The organism is Pasteurella multocida, assembly GCF_900187275.1.
Taxonomy (GTDB): domain Bacteria; phylum Pseudomonadota; class Gammaproteobacteria; order Enterobacterales; family Pasteurellaceae; genus Pasteurella; species Pasteurella multocida.
This window is the reverse complement of sequence record NZ_LT906458.1, coordinates 1622275-1635418: the sequence shown is the minus strand read 5'-3', so window position 1 is coordinate 1635418 and position 13144 is coordinate 1622275. Positions and strand designations below refer to the sequence as shown.

Sequence of the window (13144 nt, the reverse complement as noted above, 5' to 3'; positions counted from 1 at the left end):
CGAGGATTTAATGATGATTAATACCAAGAATCAAGTAAACCAAGTAAACGAGCTACAAGGCGCAGAAAGTGCGGTAAATAGCGCAGTATTTCCTAAAGTCTTTCACAAGGAAACGGTAGCGATGACAGATAGCCTAAAAGTAGCGCATTACTTTGGTAAACGGCACGATAATCTTCTAGCGACTATAAAAAACTTAGGTTGTTCGCCTGAATTTAACGCCCTTAATTTTAAGGCGGTTAAATACACCGATGAGAAAGGTGAGAAAAGACCAATGTATTTAATGACCCAAGATGGTTTTACGTTGTTAGTGATGGGCTTTACTGGCAAGAAAGCAATGCAATTTAAAGAGCAGTACATCAAAGAGTTTAACGAGATGAAAAAACGCCTTGCGACACGCGCCAATATGAAAGTTGATCAACTACGAATGAATGAGGCGATTAAGTACCGCTTAGAACAAGTAGGCAAAGATGACCCTCACGCATACAGCCGAGAAAATAACCTTGTTTATGTAGTAGCACTAGGGAATAGCCGTAAATCGTGGCTACTGGAGAATGGCTATCCTGATGATGTGGAAATAAGACAATGCTTGACCGTTGATCAGTTGCAATTAGTTGATCAGTTGCTTTCTGAAAATGCCGTAATGATTAAGTTAGGTATGGGCTACCACCAGCGCAAAGCACAGTTACAGGAAACCACATTACACCATTTGAGAAAGGGGGCATTAAATGCTTGATACCAATCCACCAGCAGAAAGCCAATATAAACCTACATACGCAGATATTTTGGCGCAGTTAAACAATATCCAAGAGAGTTTAGAAATCGCCATAGATAAAGGTTATCCAACGATAAAAACAGAGGGAGAGCCTAACGTCAGGATGAGCGATAAAGACTATCTAGAGTGGGCGTTAGAGCGTATTAACTGCTTAATTTATGACGTGGAGAATATCCAAGAAAAATTAGCGCAATTATTACAGATAAATTGCGAAACAAATTGCGAATTGTGAAAACCGTTAAACCCTTGCTGGTGGTGGATTGTGAGTGTTCAGATAACGCCAAAAGTGCGAAATAAAACGCCTATTTGCGAAACGGAAAAAGCATATCGCCATAGCCGATTTAACGCATTAAAGCACGGTGGATATGCTACTCACTTTCACAATCTCACCGTAGAAGAAAAGCGAATTTATTGGGAAAAGAAATGGAAATAAAGAACAAGATAGCTAAGCGTTTTCTCTTACCTAATGCCGTTCAACATTACTTGGTGAGAGCGACTACCTACTATTTTCTTAGTCTTGATGACGATAACGAACCCTATCCATTAAGTGAGGTCATCCAACTGCAGAAAGAAAAGGTGCTAGAAATTGAACGGGAATATAAACAATACCCTACGGAGTTCTTATTGGGGCAATTACTCAAGGCTAGGCAAACGCTGAATAAGTTAGAGAAAAGGCTAAGCGAGGTTGAGAAAAAATGAATGCTCGTGACCACAACTGAACTAACACAAGTTGGCGGTAATCTCCTCAAATTTTAGGAGATGAAAACCAGCTCAATTTTGAGCCAGTCCACCAATGGTGGTTTTGGGAATTTTGCGAGTCCATAAAAAAGGGATATTCCAGTACAAACACATACGAGGAAGTATATTCAACGAGACCAAAATTGGTCCAGTTAAATTCAGTAAGCGCGTGAGGAAGATTAGGGGACGGCACCATTACGGCAACCTTTCCAGTGCGAGCGAGGGAGTGGTGAATACCCTGAATTCTTGGAGTCCATAAAAAAGGCAATTTTGCGACCAGTACGAGCGCGCGCGAGGGAGTATGGCTTTACCTCAATTTGAGGGAATTATAAGTCGTTGATTTTAAAACAAACCTCAAAATTGAGGAAAGTGGTACACATACAAGGGGAAAACTGAACATATAAAGTATATAGGGTGGTGGAATGGGCTATGGGTATCAAGTGAGAAAGGAGTTTGCCAAAGCGTATTCAAGATTAGGAAATGCTACGCACGCCTTAAAAACGGTATTAAGTGAAAGCCAGTTATCACGAATGAAACCGCACACTATCAGGGCAAGAGCAAGCGAGCTGTTAAATGATTATCGTACTGTTGAAATGATAGAGGAATTTAAGGCAGAAATGGCAAAACAAGGGGAATTATTACCACATTACAGGGGCAGAACAGAGAGAACAGATTTAATGAGTGATAGGAAAGATCCACCAGCAAAACATGACATTTTAACAGCAACAGAACTGGCTGGATTGAATCAAAAAATTAGGTTCTCAAAATGGCTTAAAAGGCGGTGATTTACATAAAAGATAGGCTGATAAAACGGCAAGATTACGGCAAGAAACAAAAAACCTCACCGAGTTTAACTCAATGAGGCTTTGGAATGAAATCAATATCTAGGCAAAGGGATTATATCAAAATGCTATTCAAAAAATCCGATTTATTTAAAAAAAGTGAGCTAAAACGCTTTACAAAGTGCGGTGCGTTTTGGCATTATTTAATCGTTAGCGCAAAATCGCTAACCGAGCGTGGAAACTCGAATAATAAACATACGGCGAACAGTAGCACGCCATTTAACCGTGCTTTTTTTGTTCGTGAAGTTCGCACACCTAAAATAAATCCAGCAATGGATCTATTCTCAATGGTAGCGTGCGATTGGCAACGTTTAATCGTTGGCTGTGTACCGTATGTCGCAGTTTTCCACCCAGTCGCACGTTACCGCCCTAAAGCGTGGAAACTTTTAGCGGTAACTCTCAATAATTTTACATACGGAGTTACGCAAATGATTTACCAATTCTTAGGCATATCACGCCAACACTACGACCAAACCAAAGCAGAACAAATCCGCATATTAGCTGATAACGAAACCCAAGCGAGAGCCTATTTAGCGCGTAATTATGTTCTTATTCTCTTAGGTCGCTTACCAAACACCGCAAAAAATGACCGCACTTTAGAGGTTAAAGGGGGTATTTATGCGTAATGTGAAAAAAGCATTGTCAAGATCTGTTATTGCTAGTAGTATTCAAGGTACTACATCTATTGACGCTAACCGCAAGCGTTATTCAAGCGGTATTTTTTTACCTCAAATTCACTCTTTAGAGTATCAGCCATTGACTGACACCCTATCATTAACCGAATTTGCGGTACGGTTGATAAACCGAAATAAGGCGCATTTGCGCACGAATAAGGTTAGCCGTTCAATAGCGGTAGTTGAGACCGTATCGCACCCTACTAAGTGCGGTACTCCTTTTACTAAACTATTGAGAAATCCCACAATGAAAACTAGTCAAAAATCTACCGCACTTTTAGCGGTTCGTTCACGCACACCTATTGCTTTTGCTCCTGCTATGGAGGTGATTTATGCGTAAATACAGCGTAATCACTTATCGAGAAGATGAAACCGTAGAAGGTCAACCATTCATTATTGCCACCGGGAAAACATACCAAGAGGCAGCACAAATCGCACGTGAGGCAATGGATAACGATCCGCTTGTTTATAGTTCAACATTGAGAGTAGAGCGTTCTCCTTATGAAATCACTGTTTTTGATAAACAAGGCGAGATTGCTTTTGTGGGCGAATATCCTACCTATGCTCAAGCTTGTGATGTATCTGATTATTTAAAAACCACTGGTTTGTATTCTGAAATCAGAATTAGTCATCCGGACGGTTTAGGAGGTGATCAATGATGAATCCAATTACTCAAATGAAAGTAGCGAAATCCACCACCGAACCTAATAAGCCGTTTAAAGCGAAATTAGAGGGTTATTTGAACGATAGAAAGCCAACCCTCACCTTAGGCAAAGGAAATGGCTTATGTGTGCTATATACGCAAATTAACCGCCAATTTCAGCTGATAAAAGACAGTAACCAACGTTGTTTTAATGAATTTCCAGATTGCTATCACCATAAGATTAAATTAGCCAAAGAATGTGATGATTTAGCCGAACGGTTATCAAAAGGCTTGCTGGTGGTGGAAAAATTAGCAGAAGGAAAAACGTTAAGTAAAGAACAAAAGGGGCAGATTAAATCCTTTATGCGTGGTGCTAAATATTTAATTAGCAAATTACATAGCGTTAGTTTTAATGTGGACGAGATACAAGGGGGCGGAAATGAGTAAAAAAATGATCCAAGCACCGCACCTTAAAGAACAACCCAATGAGCCATTTAGTGATTTAATTGTGCTAGCAGGCAGTCAAGCGTGGGAATGGTGGGGTAAAGGTAAGGGCGAGGGATGGCTCTTACTTTGCCAAGCATTACAGCATAACGCCACACAAAAGCCGATTATCCTTGACGTAAAACAATTAAACGAGCTAGAGCGGTTAGCAATTGTTCCACCAGCGCAGAGAGCTGTAAGGCTGATTCAATGCGGTGAGCTTTCACAGGCGCAAATTACCGCACTTTGTCTTAACCTTGCCAAACATTCTAAAGTTGATCAATTGGCATTATGTAATTGTATTGGCGAAGTAACCGAAAATCTAAGCAGTTACATTAAGCGAGTAAGACAAGATAGCGGTATGGCTGAAATAATCGCACAGGAGGGCATAGAGAAGGAAAATAATGTTTGGGTGGATAATATGTCACCTTACATAGAAAAGCGCAAAATAGGCGGTAAAAGTGGCTTATATCGCATTACTCCAAAATTAGATAAGGATACTGGGGAAATTATTGAGCGTGAAGATTGGCTGAGTGATGAATTAGAGGTGGTTGGACAAGGTCGAAGTGATGAAGAGTATTACACCATGATTAGTTTTAAACCGCATAATAGTGATAATAATACATTGCTTGCGTTGCCGTTAAAAGATGTGGGCGAGCGTACAGGCTGGCAGTTATTGCGTAAAAATGGTTTAAATATCACGAATAATCAACGCTTACGACCTTACTTAGCCGATTATTTACAAGACTACTATCAAAAGGGCTTTTATCGCGTAGTAAATGCGACAGGGTGGCAATCAGGCGCATATATTCTCCCTAATGGCGAGGTTATTGGAGAGCCTAAAACGCCAGTATTTTTTGTGGGGCAGTCCGCCAATAATAAAGGCTATGGGGTAAGGGGTAGCATTGAAAGCTGGCAACAGGAAATCGCCAATAATGTGGCCGGTAATCCGTTTATGATGTTAGGTGTAGCCGTTGCGTTAAGTGCGCCTATTATTCATTTGATCAATGCGGAGAGCTTTGGTGTTCATATCTTTGGGGGTAGCTCAACAGGCAAAACAACCATCGCCAATATTGCAAGTTCTATCTATGGTCATCCTGATGAAATCCGTTTAAGTTGGCTAACTACACCGCTAGGGATTAGCAACGAGGCGCAAGCACGCAATGATGGTTTTATGCCGTTGGATGAGATAGGGCAAAGCACCAACCGCAAGCACGTTGGCGACATTGCTTATAGTCTATTTAATGGTGTAGGCAAGATACAAGGCGCAAAAGAGGGAGGAAACCGAGATTTAGCACGCTGGCGCACGGTGGCTTTTTCTACGGGGGAAATAGATTTAGAAACTTACTTAACTAACGTGGGGATAAAAACGAATGTGGGGCAATTAGTCCGATTGTTGAATATTCCACTACAAAGGGCTACTCAATTCCACCACCACAAAGACGGAAAGGCGCACGCAGACCATTTAAACCAAGCCTCAAAATTGCATTATGGCGTTATAGGGCGTGAGTGGATTAAGCACCTTATTGATTTACACCATAACAACGCCATAGAGCCGTTATATCGAGCCATTTTAGAGAATAGATTAAATACCTTGCCGAATGATTGCCATTCACAAGTTAAGCGTGTAATGAGCCGTTTTTCGATATTAGAAATGACGTTAAAACTTTCCCTAGACTTCACGGGGTGGGATGTGGGCGAATGTGAAAATGCGATAACGAAAGCATTTAATGAGTGGGTAAATATCTTTGGTTATCATAGCCGTGAGGAATTACAGGTTATTGAGCAAGTGAATGGCTGGCTTTTAGCAAATGCGGAGGGGCGTTTTATTAGATACCCAATAGATCCAACGCAAAGAGAAGTAAACAATATCGCTGGCTTTCGTGTAATACCTGATAGCAAGAGCGATGAACAAGAGTATTTTTATTTGTACCCAATGGCATTTGACGAGGCAATAAAAGGACATCCTAAAAAGCAGGCTTGCCAAATCCTAGCCGAGAAAGGAATGTTAAAGCGAGGAAAGGAAAAGGGGTATGGATTTACAATCAAACTCCCACGCCAAATAAAAGGTGATCGCACAAGATGTTATTTACTCTATACGCTGGTGGAAAGCGAGGAGGAAGAAAATACATAACCTATCCAGTATAAACAAGAGGGCAAGCGCCCTCTTTTTTATTGCTTAATATGTAGCATATTAATTAGGAGAATATCCAAAATTCGTAAAATATGTAGCATTTATTTTACACAAGGCAATGGACGCAGAATTAAAAAAATTAGATAAAAAGTTTTTTCGTGTAGATAACAGTTTTTTTATAGGACCAATAGGACCAGAAAATAATATATAGATAAAAAACAATAACTTATATAAAAAATAAATAAAATCTGGTCCTATTTTTTAAAGCTCAAAAAATGACCATTTTAAAAAGTGGTCCTATTTTGGTCCTACTGGTCCTATTTTTAAAAATGGAATAGGACCAAAAAACAAGCCTTCAACCCGCGCCAATCCTGAATTGGTCCTATGGTCCTATTGGTCCTATAGTTTTTTGCTTATATATACACATTGCTTTTTTTCTTGATAAAAATCGTGGCGGTGGATTTATGAAAAATGAGGGAGATTATGCTACATAATACTATTGAGGATATTTACATCCACCAATGTTGGGTGCAGGTTGAATGTATTGACTTAGATCGGTTTCGGTTTTAATATTCTTCCTAGAAAGGTCAGCATCTGATGTAAGATCCCAATGCAATTGAAGCGGATGGGTTTTCAGAAATTGCTGGCTTTTTTTCTTTATTCCAAAATCTTACTTTAGCCACATTATGATTAGTTCAAAGGGGTAAATATTAAGCAATGCTTGGAACTCCTAATAAGGACTACGGTCTATATTTATAGATTGTTTAATAACAGAAATCTGTCTGTGAAGTCATTTAGTTTCCTTGCTGTCTCGTATTGAAAAACTGAGTTTTGACCCTATACAGCCCTATATGACCCATCAAAAATGTGATCTATATCCTTGTTTTAGATCTTATTTTGTGTAAAATACACCGCAATCGTGGGGTAGCCTAAACGATAAAACTGACCTCAATCCGAAATGTTGAGTGTAAAAGCTACCTCCTTACCCTTCCTTTCTTCTTCTTTATTATCCTATGCTTTTAACAAAACCTCATAAGGAATATGCTGAGTTAGTTGATATTTTGCTTACTAGAAAGATGGTAGTTGAAGATATTTCATACGCGAAAAGAAAACTTTCTCAGGTTGGTTATTATCGTCTTTCTGGATTTTGGTTTACTAGTAGAAGGACTGCTATAGTTACTGAAAATGGCATAAGACAAAGTCAATTTATTGATGAGTTTTTACCAAATACATCTTTTAATGAAGTTTATAAGCTTTATTTATTCGATAAAAAACTGAGATTATTACTGTTAGATATTATCGAAAGATTAGAGGTTAACATACGTTCGGTTATGGCGCATGAATTAGGTCGCATAGATCCATTAGCATATAAAAATAAGGATTTTATTAAGAAAGATAGTCCAAAAGTAAGAAGAAATTATGATAATGTTTGGTTACCTAAGTTACAGGACGAAATTAAAAGAAATAAAGCTGAGTTTATTATTTATCATAGGGAAAATGATAAAGAAATACCTTTTTGGGTGATTGTAGAAATATGGGATTTTGGAACCTTATCAAAATATTACTCATTTTTAAAAGGAAACAATCAGAAAAAAATTTCCAAGAAATTTGGTATAGATCATGTTACTTTTGAAAAATGGCTACATGAAATCAACATTTTGAGAAACTTGTGTGCGCATCATTCTCGAGTATGGAATAAAGATTTTAATGCTATTACTTTACCTAACACTAGAGTAGAAACGAACGAAAGGACATCGCAACGTGTTTTTAGTCGCATATTAATATTATGGTATTTAATTCAGCAGACTGACAGCAAAAACTATAAATGGTTAGAAAAACTAAAGGATTTAATTGATACTGATTTTCCCGATGTTCCAAATGCTAAATTAGAGTTTATGGGGTTAGGAGAGTATACAACACTGCCTATAGAGTTAATGAAACAGAACTATAATGAAAGCACCTAAATGGTGCTTTTTTATTGCCTAAAAATGTTGATAGAAAGGGAGGGGGAGGCTAAATCTCTACAGCTTTTCACTTTAGCAACCGCCCTACTAACTCAATTTTTGCAACCGCGAAATTAAAATTTTCAGATATGGGGAGGGTGGGGAAAAAGTTTAGATAAAAAGTCTTGAATACCGCCCCTGAAAACTCTTTAAATCGCTATTCCAGTTTTTTGACCTTTTTTATAGCATCGGCAAAATCGGCAGAATCACCGTTAAGAAAATTATCCTAACGTATACCTGATAAGTATCAGCCAATGGCTGACACTCTCTTAACAAGTTTTAATTAGTCCTTTTTTATAATGTAAAGAAACTCATTTTTAGAAAAGATGAATCAAACAAAAAAATAAGTATGAAAAATAATCAAAACAGGGGGTAGCAAACAAAAATAGTACTAGGAATAGTACTATATTTTAGGGTGTTAAAATTTAGTCTTTTATAAATCAATATGTTATATAGTGAATTGGACTCCCATGATCTCCGCCACTCCATAAATTAATCTTCATCACCCCCCCTCGTAAATCCACATATTGATTATGTGTCACATATTAAAAAATTTGTGTATTTAATGCTTATAACATTATTTGGAAGAGAGACGATTAAATCTCTACTACTTTTTACTTTATCAACCGCTCCACTAACTCAATTTTTACAACCGCGAAATTAAAATTTTCAGATATAGGGAGGGGGTAAAAAGTTCAAGTAAAAAGCCCAAACTACTGCTCCTAAAAACTCCTTAAATTGTTATTCCAGTTTTTCGACCTTTTTTACTCTTTGAGGCGGATCACAAAACATATAATAGATATTTGTTTATATAACGCTATTGTCGTAGTATTAAAAATCAACTTGTTATAAAGGTGATTTTTTTGAATTTAGCGTGGCACTTGATAAACAAAGTCTTTTGGTGGTCTGTGCTTTGTGATTAGTGGATTTAACATAAGGAAAAATATGGATAACTTAAAAGTTGTACTCTTCTCAGATGTCAATTTAGACGATCCATTCTTTGATAGCTTAAAGAAAGATTATAAAGAGTTTTCTGACTGGTTTCAAAGAAAGTCAAACGAGTGGGCTTATGTTTTATATAACGATAATAACCTGATAGAAGGCTTTTTATATTATAAATTTGAGAGTGATGTAGAAGATGTAAACCCACCCATTCGAGGAAAAGCTGTGATGAAAGTGGGGACGTTTAAGTTTAATCCTGCTGGAACATTAAGAGGACAAAGGTTTATAAAGAAAATATTAGATATTGCCATAACAAACCATGTCGATATAGTTTATCTTACTGTTTTTGAAAAACATGAGCCATTAATCGACTTGTTCAAATTCTATGGTTTTGAGAAGAATGGAGAAAAAGTTAGCCCGAACGGGACTGAATTTGTTTACCTAAGAGATCTCCATGTGATTAAGAACCATATTTATCAAGACTACCCTTTCATTCATCAACAAAACGCTAATAAATATCTACTTGCCATAAAACCTGAATACCACACAAGAATGTTTCCAGAATCAAAATTATTTGGAGAATCTCCAGATATTATTAAAGATGTGTCACATTCAAATAGCATACACAAGATTTATATATCAGCAGCTTATGGTGCGAATAATCTAAGGAGGGGTGATATTCTTGTGATGTATAGAATGACTGATATCGCAAAGAGAGCTTATTACAGATCTGTATTATCCTCCGTTTGCGTAGTAGAAAGTGTGCGTCATGTTAGCGAATTTAAAACACTCTCTGAATATCTTAAATATTGTCTAAAATTTAGTGTATTTACAGAGCAAGAGTTATCCCGTTTCTACTATGAAAAATATCCTGAATATGTAATTAGATTCACATATAATTTAGTGTTGCCTAAAAGAATTAATCGGCAATCCTTGCTTGACAATGGAATTATTCAAGGTAAAAATAGAATAGTACTACATCCAATTTCGGACGAAAAATTTAACAAAATTATATATTTATCAAAAGCCAATGAAAGTTTTATTATCGATTAAACCTGAGTTTGTAGAAAAAATCATTTCAGGTGAAAAAAAATTTGAGTTTAGAAAATCGCTACCAAAACGCGAAGGAATAACAACAATTGTCGTTTACTCCACAATGCCTGTTGGAAAAGTGGTCGGTGAATTTAAGATTAAAGATGTAATATCCCATACACCAGAATCACTCTGGGAAAAAACAAAAGAATTTTCTGGTATTACCAAAAATTTCTTTGATGAGTATTTTTCCACAAGAGCTTTAGCGCATGCTTTTGAAATTGACTCATTCAAATTATACGATGAACCATTAGCGATTTCAGATGTTATAGCTTCTGGCACACCTCCACAGTCTTATTGCTACATTAATTAATCAACAAACCGCCACACTGGCGGTTTTTATTTACTCTCAATTCACTAACCAATCAAATTCCCCAATTTTTGATTCACTAATCTATTTATGCTTTGTTTTGATGTATTAACTCCCTATTTTCTTCAGTGTACTTAAAATGTCATTTTTAAAAACAACCCCATGTAAATGATCATTAATAACTAGTTTTTTATCCGTACTCATACGAAGATAATCCGTATTGTTATTGTCCGATATGTAAATTTGCACAACGGTTATTATTAGCAAATAGATAAGAGTTAAATGTTTCACCGTTAGGAAAATTATCCTAACGTATGCCTGATAAGTATCAGCCAATGGCTGACACTCTCTTAAAAAGTTTTAATTATTCCTTTTTTATAACGAAATTCATTTTTAGAGAAGATAATCAAACAGAAAGTGAGTATAAAAAATAATCAAAAAATAAGGGGTGAAAACAGTTTTTGTTACCTGTTTTGTTACCTATTTTTATTTGCTTAAAATAAATCTATTTATATTCAAGTGGTTAGGTTGTGAATTCAACTCCCATTCTCGCCTTGTATTTTAACGACGGAGACTCTGACCATCTTGGGCTTTTAAATAAGTGAGCACCCAAATCAAAATAAAACCAAAACAGGCAACACTTAAAAAGGTATAGCTGAATGATTGTTGAAGTTGTTCACCGACTTCTCCGATGTGGTCGCGATAAATCCCAAGGATCACGGAGCAGACCGCAATGCCGATCCCAATCCCCATTTGTTGAGCAACGCTCAAAATAGTAGAGCCGGCACTGGCGTTTTGTTCGGATAATTCGCTGACCGCTAAGGTATTGGTCGCACTGAAAATCACAGACATACAAGCGCCATAAAATGCGAGGGCGAGTACTAATAACCAAATTGGTGTGTCAACAGTGACCAACGCCATGACAGCAATCGCCAGTGTGAGACAAATGGCAGTTAAAAGAAGGGTGGTTTTGTAGCCTAAACGGTGGAGAATAGGGCTAATTAAGGGTTTCATTAACACAGAGCTGATGGCAATCGGAGCGAGGAGCCAGCCAGATAATTCCGCGCTGTAATGAAAAACAACTTGTAACATCAAAGGCAATAAAAAAGGAATCCCCGAACCACAAAGGCGAATAAATAAGTTGGCCACAATGCTGATCGTAAAGGTTCTGATCTTAAATAAGGACAGTGGCAAAAGGGAAATAGGGGATTTTTTCGCGTGGAAATAATAAGCACACAATAAGAGTAATCCCAACATTAATACACTAAACGCAATCCCTTTATGACTACTTCGTTCAGCGATGAGATCTAAGCCCAATGTGAGTCCGACTAAACTACCAGCAAAGAGCATAAAGCCTTTCCAATCAAGTTTATTGACTTCAGCCGTGACATTTTGCATGTAGTTGCCTGCAATCAATACCCCGATAATACCAATCGGAATATTAATCAAGAATATCCAATGCCAAGTCGCATAGGTTACTAACCAGCCACCTAAAATCGGACCTAAAATCGGACCGAGCAAACCTGACATCGCCATTAAATTCCAAACGGATAATAAATGCTGTTTAGGCACGGTGCGAATAATGGCAAGCCGTGCTACGGGCATCATTAAGGCACCGCCAAAACCTTGTAATACACGCGCCAGGACAAGGGTATCAAGCGTGTTAGAGATGGCGCAGGCAACAGAGCCGATAACAAAAATGCTGACAGCAATGCGAAAAATTTTTAAGGTGCCATATTTATCCGCGAGCCAACCACTGAGTGGGATAAACAATGCCACACTGAGTGCATAGCTGATAATCGCAAGTTGCATTTCTAACGGCGATTCATTTAAATCGCGTGAAATGGCGGGTAAGGCAGTGTTGAGAATGGTTGCATCAAGGGTTTGCATGAAAAGTGCCATTGCCGCAATCCAAGCTAACCCCCGATAACTTTCACGTTCGGTCATAAAACTTTCCTATTTTGCACCGCACTTTTGTTGATACCAATGCCGAATGAAAGTAGCGATTTGCGTGATATCATTGATGTCTAAAACAGGGACCGTTGATGAAAGTGGATAGTTGGTGGCTAACGCAATAACATATTGGTCGAGTTCTGGTCGCGGTTTTGTCATTTCTTGACGGTGTAATAATATTTTTTCAATCGGCTCATGTTTGAAACCTTCTACAAGGATTAAGTCCGTTAAGTGAGGATCAAAATGTTGCGCTAAATAGGCTAGATTGGCGGGTTGCGTTGGTGTTTCTGTCATCAATGCCCAACGATTATCGCAGGTCATCATCACCTGATTCGCTCCTGCTGCTTTCATGCGCCAGCTGTCTTTACCGACTTTATCTACTTGTGCATCATGGTGACTGTGTTTTATCACGGAAACCTTTATCCCATGTTGATTAAGAATTGGCACGAGCTGTTCAAGTAATGTGGTTTTGCCACTTCCACTATAGCCTGTAATACCTAACATAAACGGCATAAAATTATCCTATTTTTAAATTTCTGTGCATTATAAAGGATTCGT

At 37.7% G+C, this 13144-nt stretch carries 14 protein-coding genes; 12 read left to right on the top strand and 2 right to left on the bottom strand.

Going from position 1 to position 13144, the window contains the following annotated elements:
• Window positions 1–13: 13 nt before the first annotated feature.
• The 12 genes from CKV69_RS07485 (at window position 14) to CKV69_RS07430 (ending at window position 10636) form a co-directional block, all read left to right on the top strand.
• A complete protein-coding gene (locus CKV69_RS07485; protein ID WP_014326459.1) occupies window positions 14–733 on the top strand; it encodes a Rha family transcriptional regulator in 720 nt (239 codons plus the stop codon).
• Window positions 726–1004 (top strand): hypothetical protein, encoded by a 279-nt coding sequence (locus tag CKV69_RS07480; protein WP_014326458.1) that lies wholly within the window; start codon window positions 726–728, stop codon window positions 1002–1004. The genes CKV69_RS07485 and CKV69_RS07480 overlap by 8 nt, the downstream gene beginning before the upstream one ends.
• Window positions 1005–1195: 191 nt before the next feature.
• Entirely contained in the window at window positions 1196–1471 is a 276-nt protein-coding gene (locus tag CKV69_RS07475; RefSeq protein ID WP_016504558.1) for a hypothetical protein, read from the top strand.
• A 461-nt stretch (window positions 1472–1932) separates the two neighbouring features.
• Window positions 1933–2295 carry a hypothetical protein gene (locus CKV69_RS07470; RefSeq protein ID WP_014326455.1) on the top strand — a complete coding sequence of 121 codons (363 nt, stop codon included), beginning with the start codon at window positions 1933–1935 and terminating at the stop codon, window positions 2293–2295.
• A 122-nt stretch (window positions 2296–2417) separates the two neighbouring features.
• Entirely contained in the window at window positions 2418–2978 is a 561-nt protein-coding gene (locus tag CKV69_RS07465; RefSeq protein ID WP_014326454.1) for a host cell division inhibitor Icd-like protein, read from the top strand.
• Window positions 2971–3366, top strand: coding sequence for a hypothetical protein (locus tag CKV69_RS07460; RefSeq protein WP_016504559.1), 396 nt, complete (start codon window positions 2971–2973; stop codon window positions 3364–3366). The genes CKV69_RS07465 and CKV69_RS07460 overlap by 8 nt, the downstream gene beginning before the upstream one ends.
• Entirely contained in the window at window positions 3359–3685 is a 327-nt protein-coding gene (locus tag CKV69_RS07455; protein WP_014326453.1) for a hypothetical protein, read from the top strand. The genes CKV69_RS07460 and CKV69_RS07455 overlap by 8 nt, the downstream gene beginning before the upstream one ends.
• Window positions 3682–4116, top strand: a complete 435-nt coding sequence (locus tag CKV69_RS07450; protein ID WP_016533390.1) for a hypothetical protein — start codon at window positions 3682–3684, stop codon at window positions 4114–4116. The genes CKV69_RS07455 and CKV69_RS07450 overlap by 4 nt, the downstream gene beginning before the upstream one ends.
• Window positions 4109–6286, top strand: a complete 2178-nt coding sequence (locus CKV69_RS07445) for a DUF927 domain-containing protein (protein ID WP_014326451.1) — start codon at window positions 4109–4111, stop codon at window positions 6284–6286. Before CKV69_RS07450 ends, CKV69_RS07445 begins: the two co-directional genes overlap by 8 nt.
• A gap of 1013 nt (window positions 6287–7299) precedes the next feature.
• Window positions 7300–8250 (top strand): Abi family protein, encoded by a 951-nt coding sequence (locus CKV69_RS07440; RefSeq protein ID WP_014326450.1) that lies wholly within the window; start codon window positions 7300–7302, stop codon window positions 8248–8250.
• 984 nt (window positions 8251–9234) lie between these two features.
• A complete protein-coding gene (locus CKV69_RS07435) occupies window positions 9235–10284 on the top strand; it encodes a hypothetical protein (protein WP_014326449.1) in 1050 nt (349 codons plus the stop codon).
• On the top strand, window positions 10262–10636 hold the full coding sequence (locus CKV69_RS07430) for an ASCH domain-containing protein (RefSeq protein ID WP_005764193.1): 375 nt from the start codon (window positions 10262–10264) through the stop codon (window positions 10634–10636). The genes CKV69_RS07435 and CKV69_RS07430 overlap by 23 nt, the downstream gene beginning before the upstream one ends.
• A gap of 558 nt (window positions 10637–11194) precedes the next feature.
• Here CKV69_RS07430 and CKV69_RS07425 read toward each other — a convergent pair.
• Both CKV69_RS07425 and mobB read right to left on the bottom strand, forming a co-directional pair.
• Window positions 11195–12580 (bottom strand): DHA2 family efflux MFS transporter permease subunit, encoded by a 1386-nt coding sequence (locus tag CKV69_RS07425; protein ID WP_005718967.1) that lies wholly within the window; start codon window positions 12578–12580, stop codon window positions 11195–11197.
• Between the two features lie 9 nt (window positions 12581–12589).
• Window positions 12590–13099 (bottom strand): molybdopterin-guanine dinucleotide biosynthesis protein MobB, encoded by a 510-nt coding sequence (gene mobB, locus CKV69_RS07420; RefSeq protein ID WP_005736263.1) that lies wholly within the window; start codon window positions 13097–13099, stop codon window positions 12590–12592.
• Between the last annotated feature and the right edge of the window lie 45 nt (window positions 13100–13144).

What these genes read in the sequence shown, in the direction of transcription:
- CKV69_RS07485 (WP_014326459.1), top strand. Translation starts at nt 14, where the DNA reads ATGATTAATACCAAGAATCAAGTAAACCAAGTAAACGAGCTACAAGGC.
- CKV69_RS07480 (WP_014326458.1), top strand. Translation starts at nt 726, where the DNA reads ATGCTTGATACCAATCCACCAGCAGAAAGCCAATATAAACCTACATAC.
- CKV69_RS07475 (WP_016504558.1), top strand. Translation starts at nt 1,196, where the DNA reads ATGGAAATAAAGAACAAGATAGCTAAGCGTTTTCTCTTACCTAATGCC.
- CKV69_RS07470 (WP_014326455.1), top strand. Translation starts at nt 1,933, where the DNA reads ATGGGCTATGGGTATCAAGTGAGAAAGGAGTTTGCCAAAGCGTATTCA.
- CKV69_RS07465 (WP_014326454.1), top strand. Translation starts at nt 2,418, where the DNA reads ATGCTATTCAAAAAATCCGATTTATTTAAAAAAAGTGAGCTAAAACGC.
- CKV69_RS07460 (WP_016504559.1), top strand. Translation starts at nt 2,971, where the DNA reads ATGCGTAATGTGAAAAAAGCATTGTCAAGATCTGTTATTGCTAGTAGT.
- CKV69_RS07455 (WP_014326453.1), top strand. Translation starts at nt 3,359, where the DNA reads ATGCGTAAATACAGCGTAATCACTTATCGAGAAGATGAAACCGTAGAA.
- CKV69_RS07450 (WP_016533390.1), top strand. Translation starts at nt 3,682, where the DNA reads ATGATGAATCCAATTACTCAAATGAAAGTAGCGAAATCCACCACCGAA.
- CKV69_RS07445 (WP_014326451.1), top strand. Translation starts at nt 4,109, where the DNA reads ATGAGTAAAAAAATGATCCAAGCACCGCACCTTAAAGAACAACCCAAT.
- CKV69_RS07440 (WP_014326450.1), top strand. Translation starts at nt 7,300, where the DNA reads ATGCTTTTAACAAAACCTCATAAGGAATATGCTGAGTTAGTTGATATT.
- CKV69_RS07435 (WP_014326449.1), top strand. Translation starts at nt 9,235, where the DNA reads ATGGATAACTTAAAAGTTGTACTCTTCTCAGATGTCAATTTAGACGAT.
- CKV69_RS07430 (WP_005764193.1), top strand. Translation starts at nt 10,262, where the DNA reads ATGAAAGTTTTATTATCGATTAAACCTGAGTTTGTAGAAAAAATCATT.
- CKV69_RS07425 (WP_005718967.1), bottom strand. Translation starts at nt 12,580, where the DNA reads ATGACCGAACGTGAAAGTTATCGGGGGTTAGCTTGGATTGCGGCAATG.
- mobB (WP_005736263.1), bottom strand. Translation starts at nt 13,099, where the DNA reads ATGCCGTTTATGTTAGGTATTACAGGCTATAGTGGAAGTGGCAAAACC.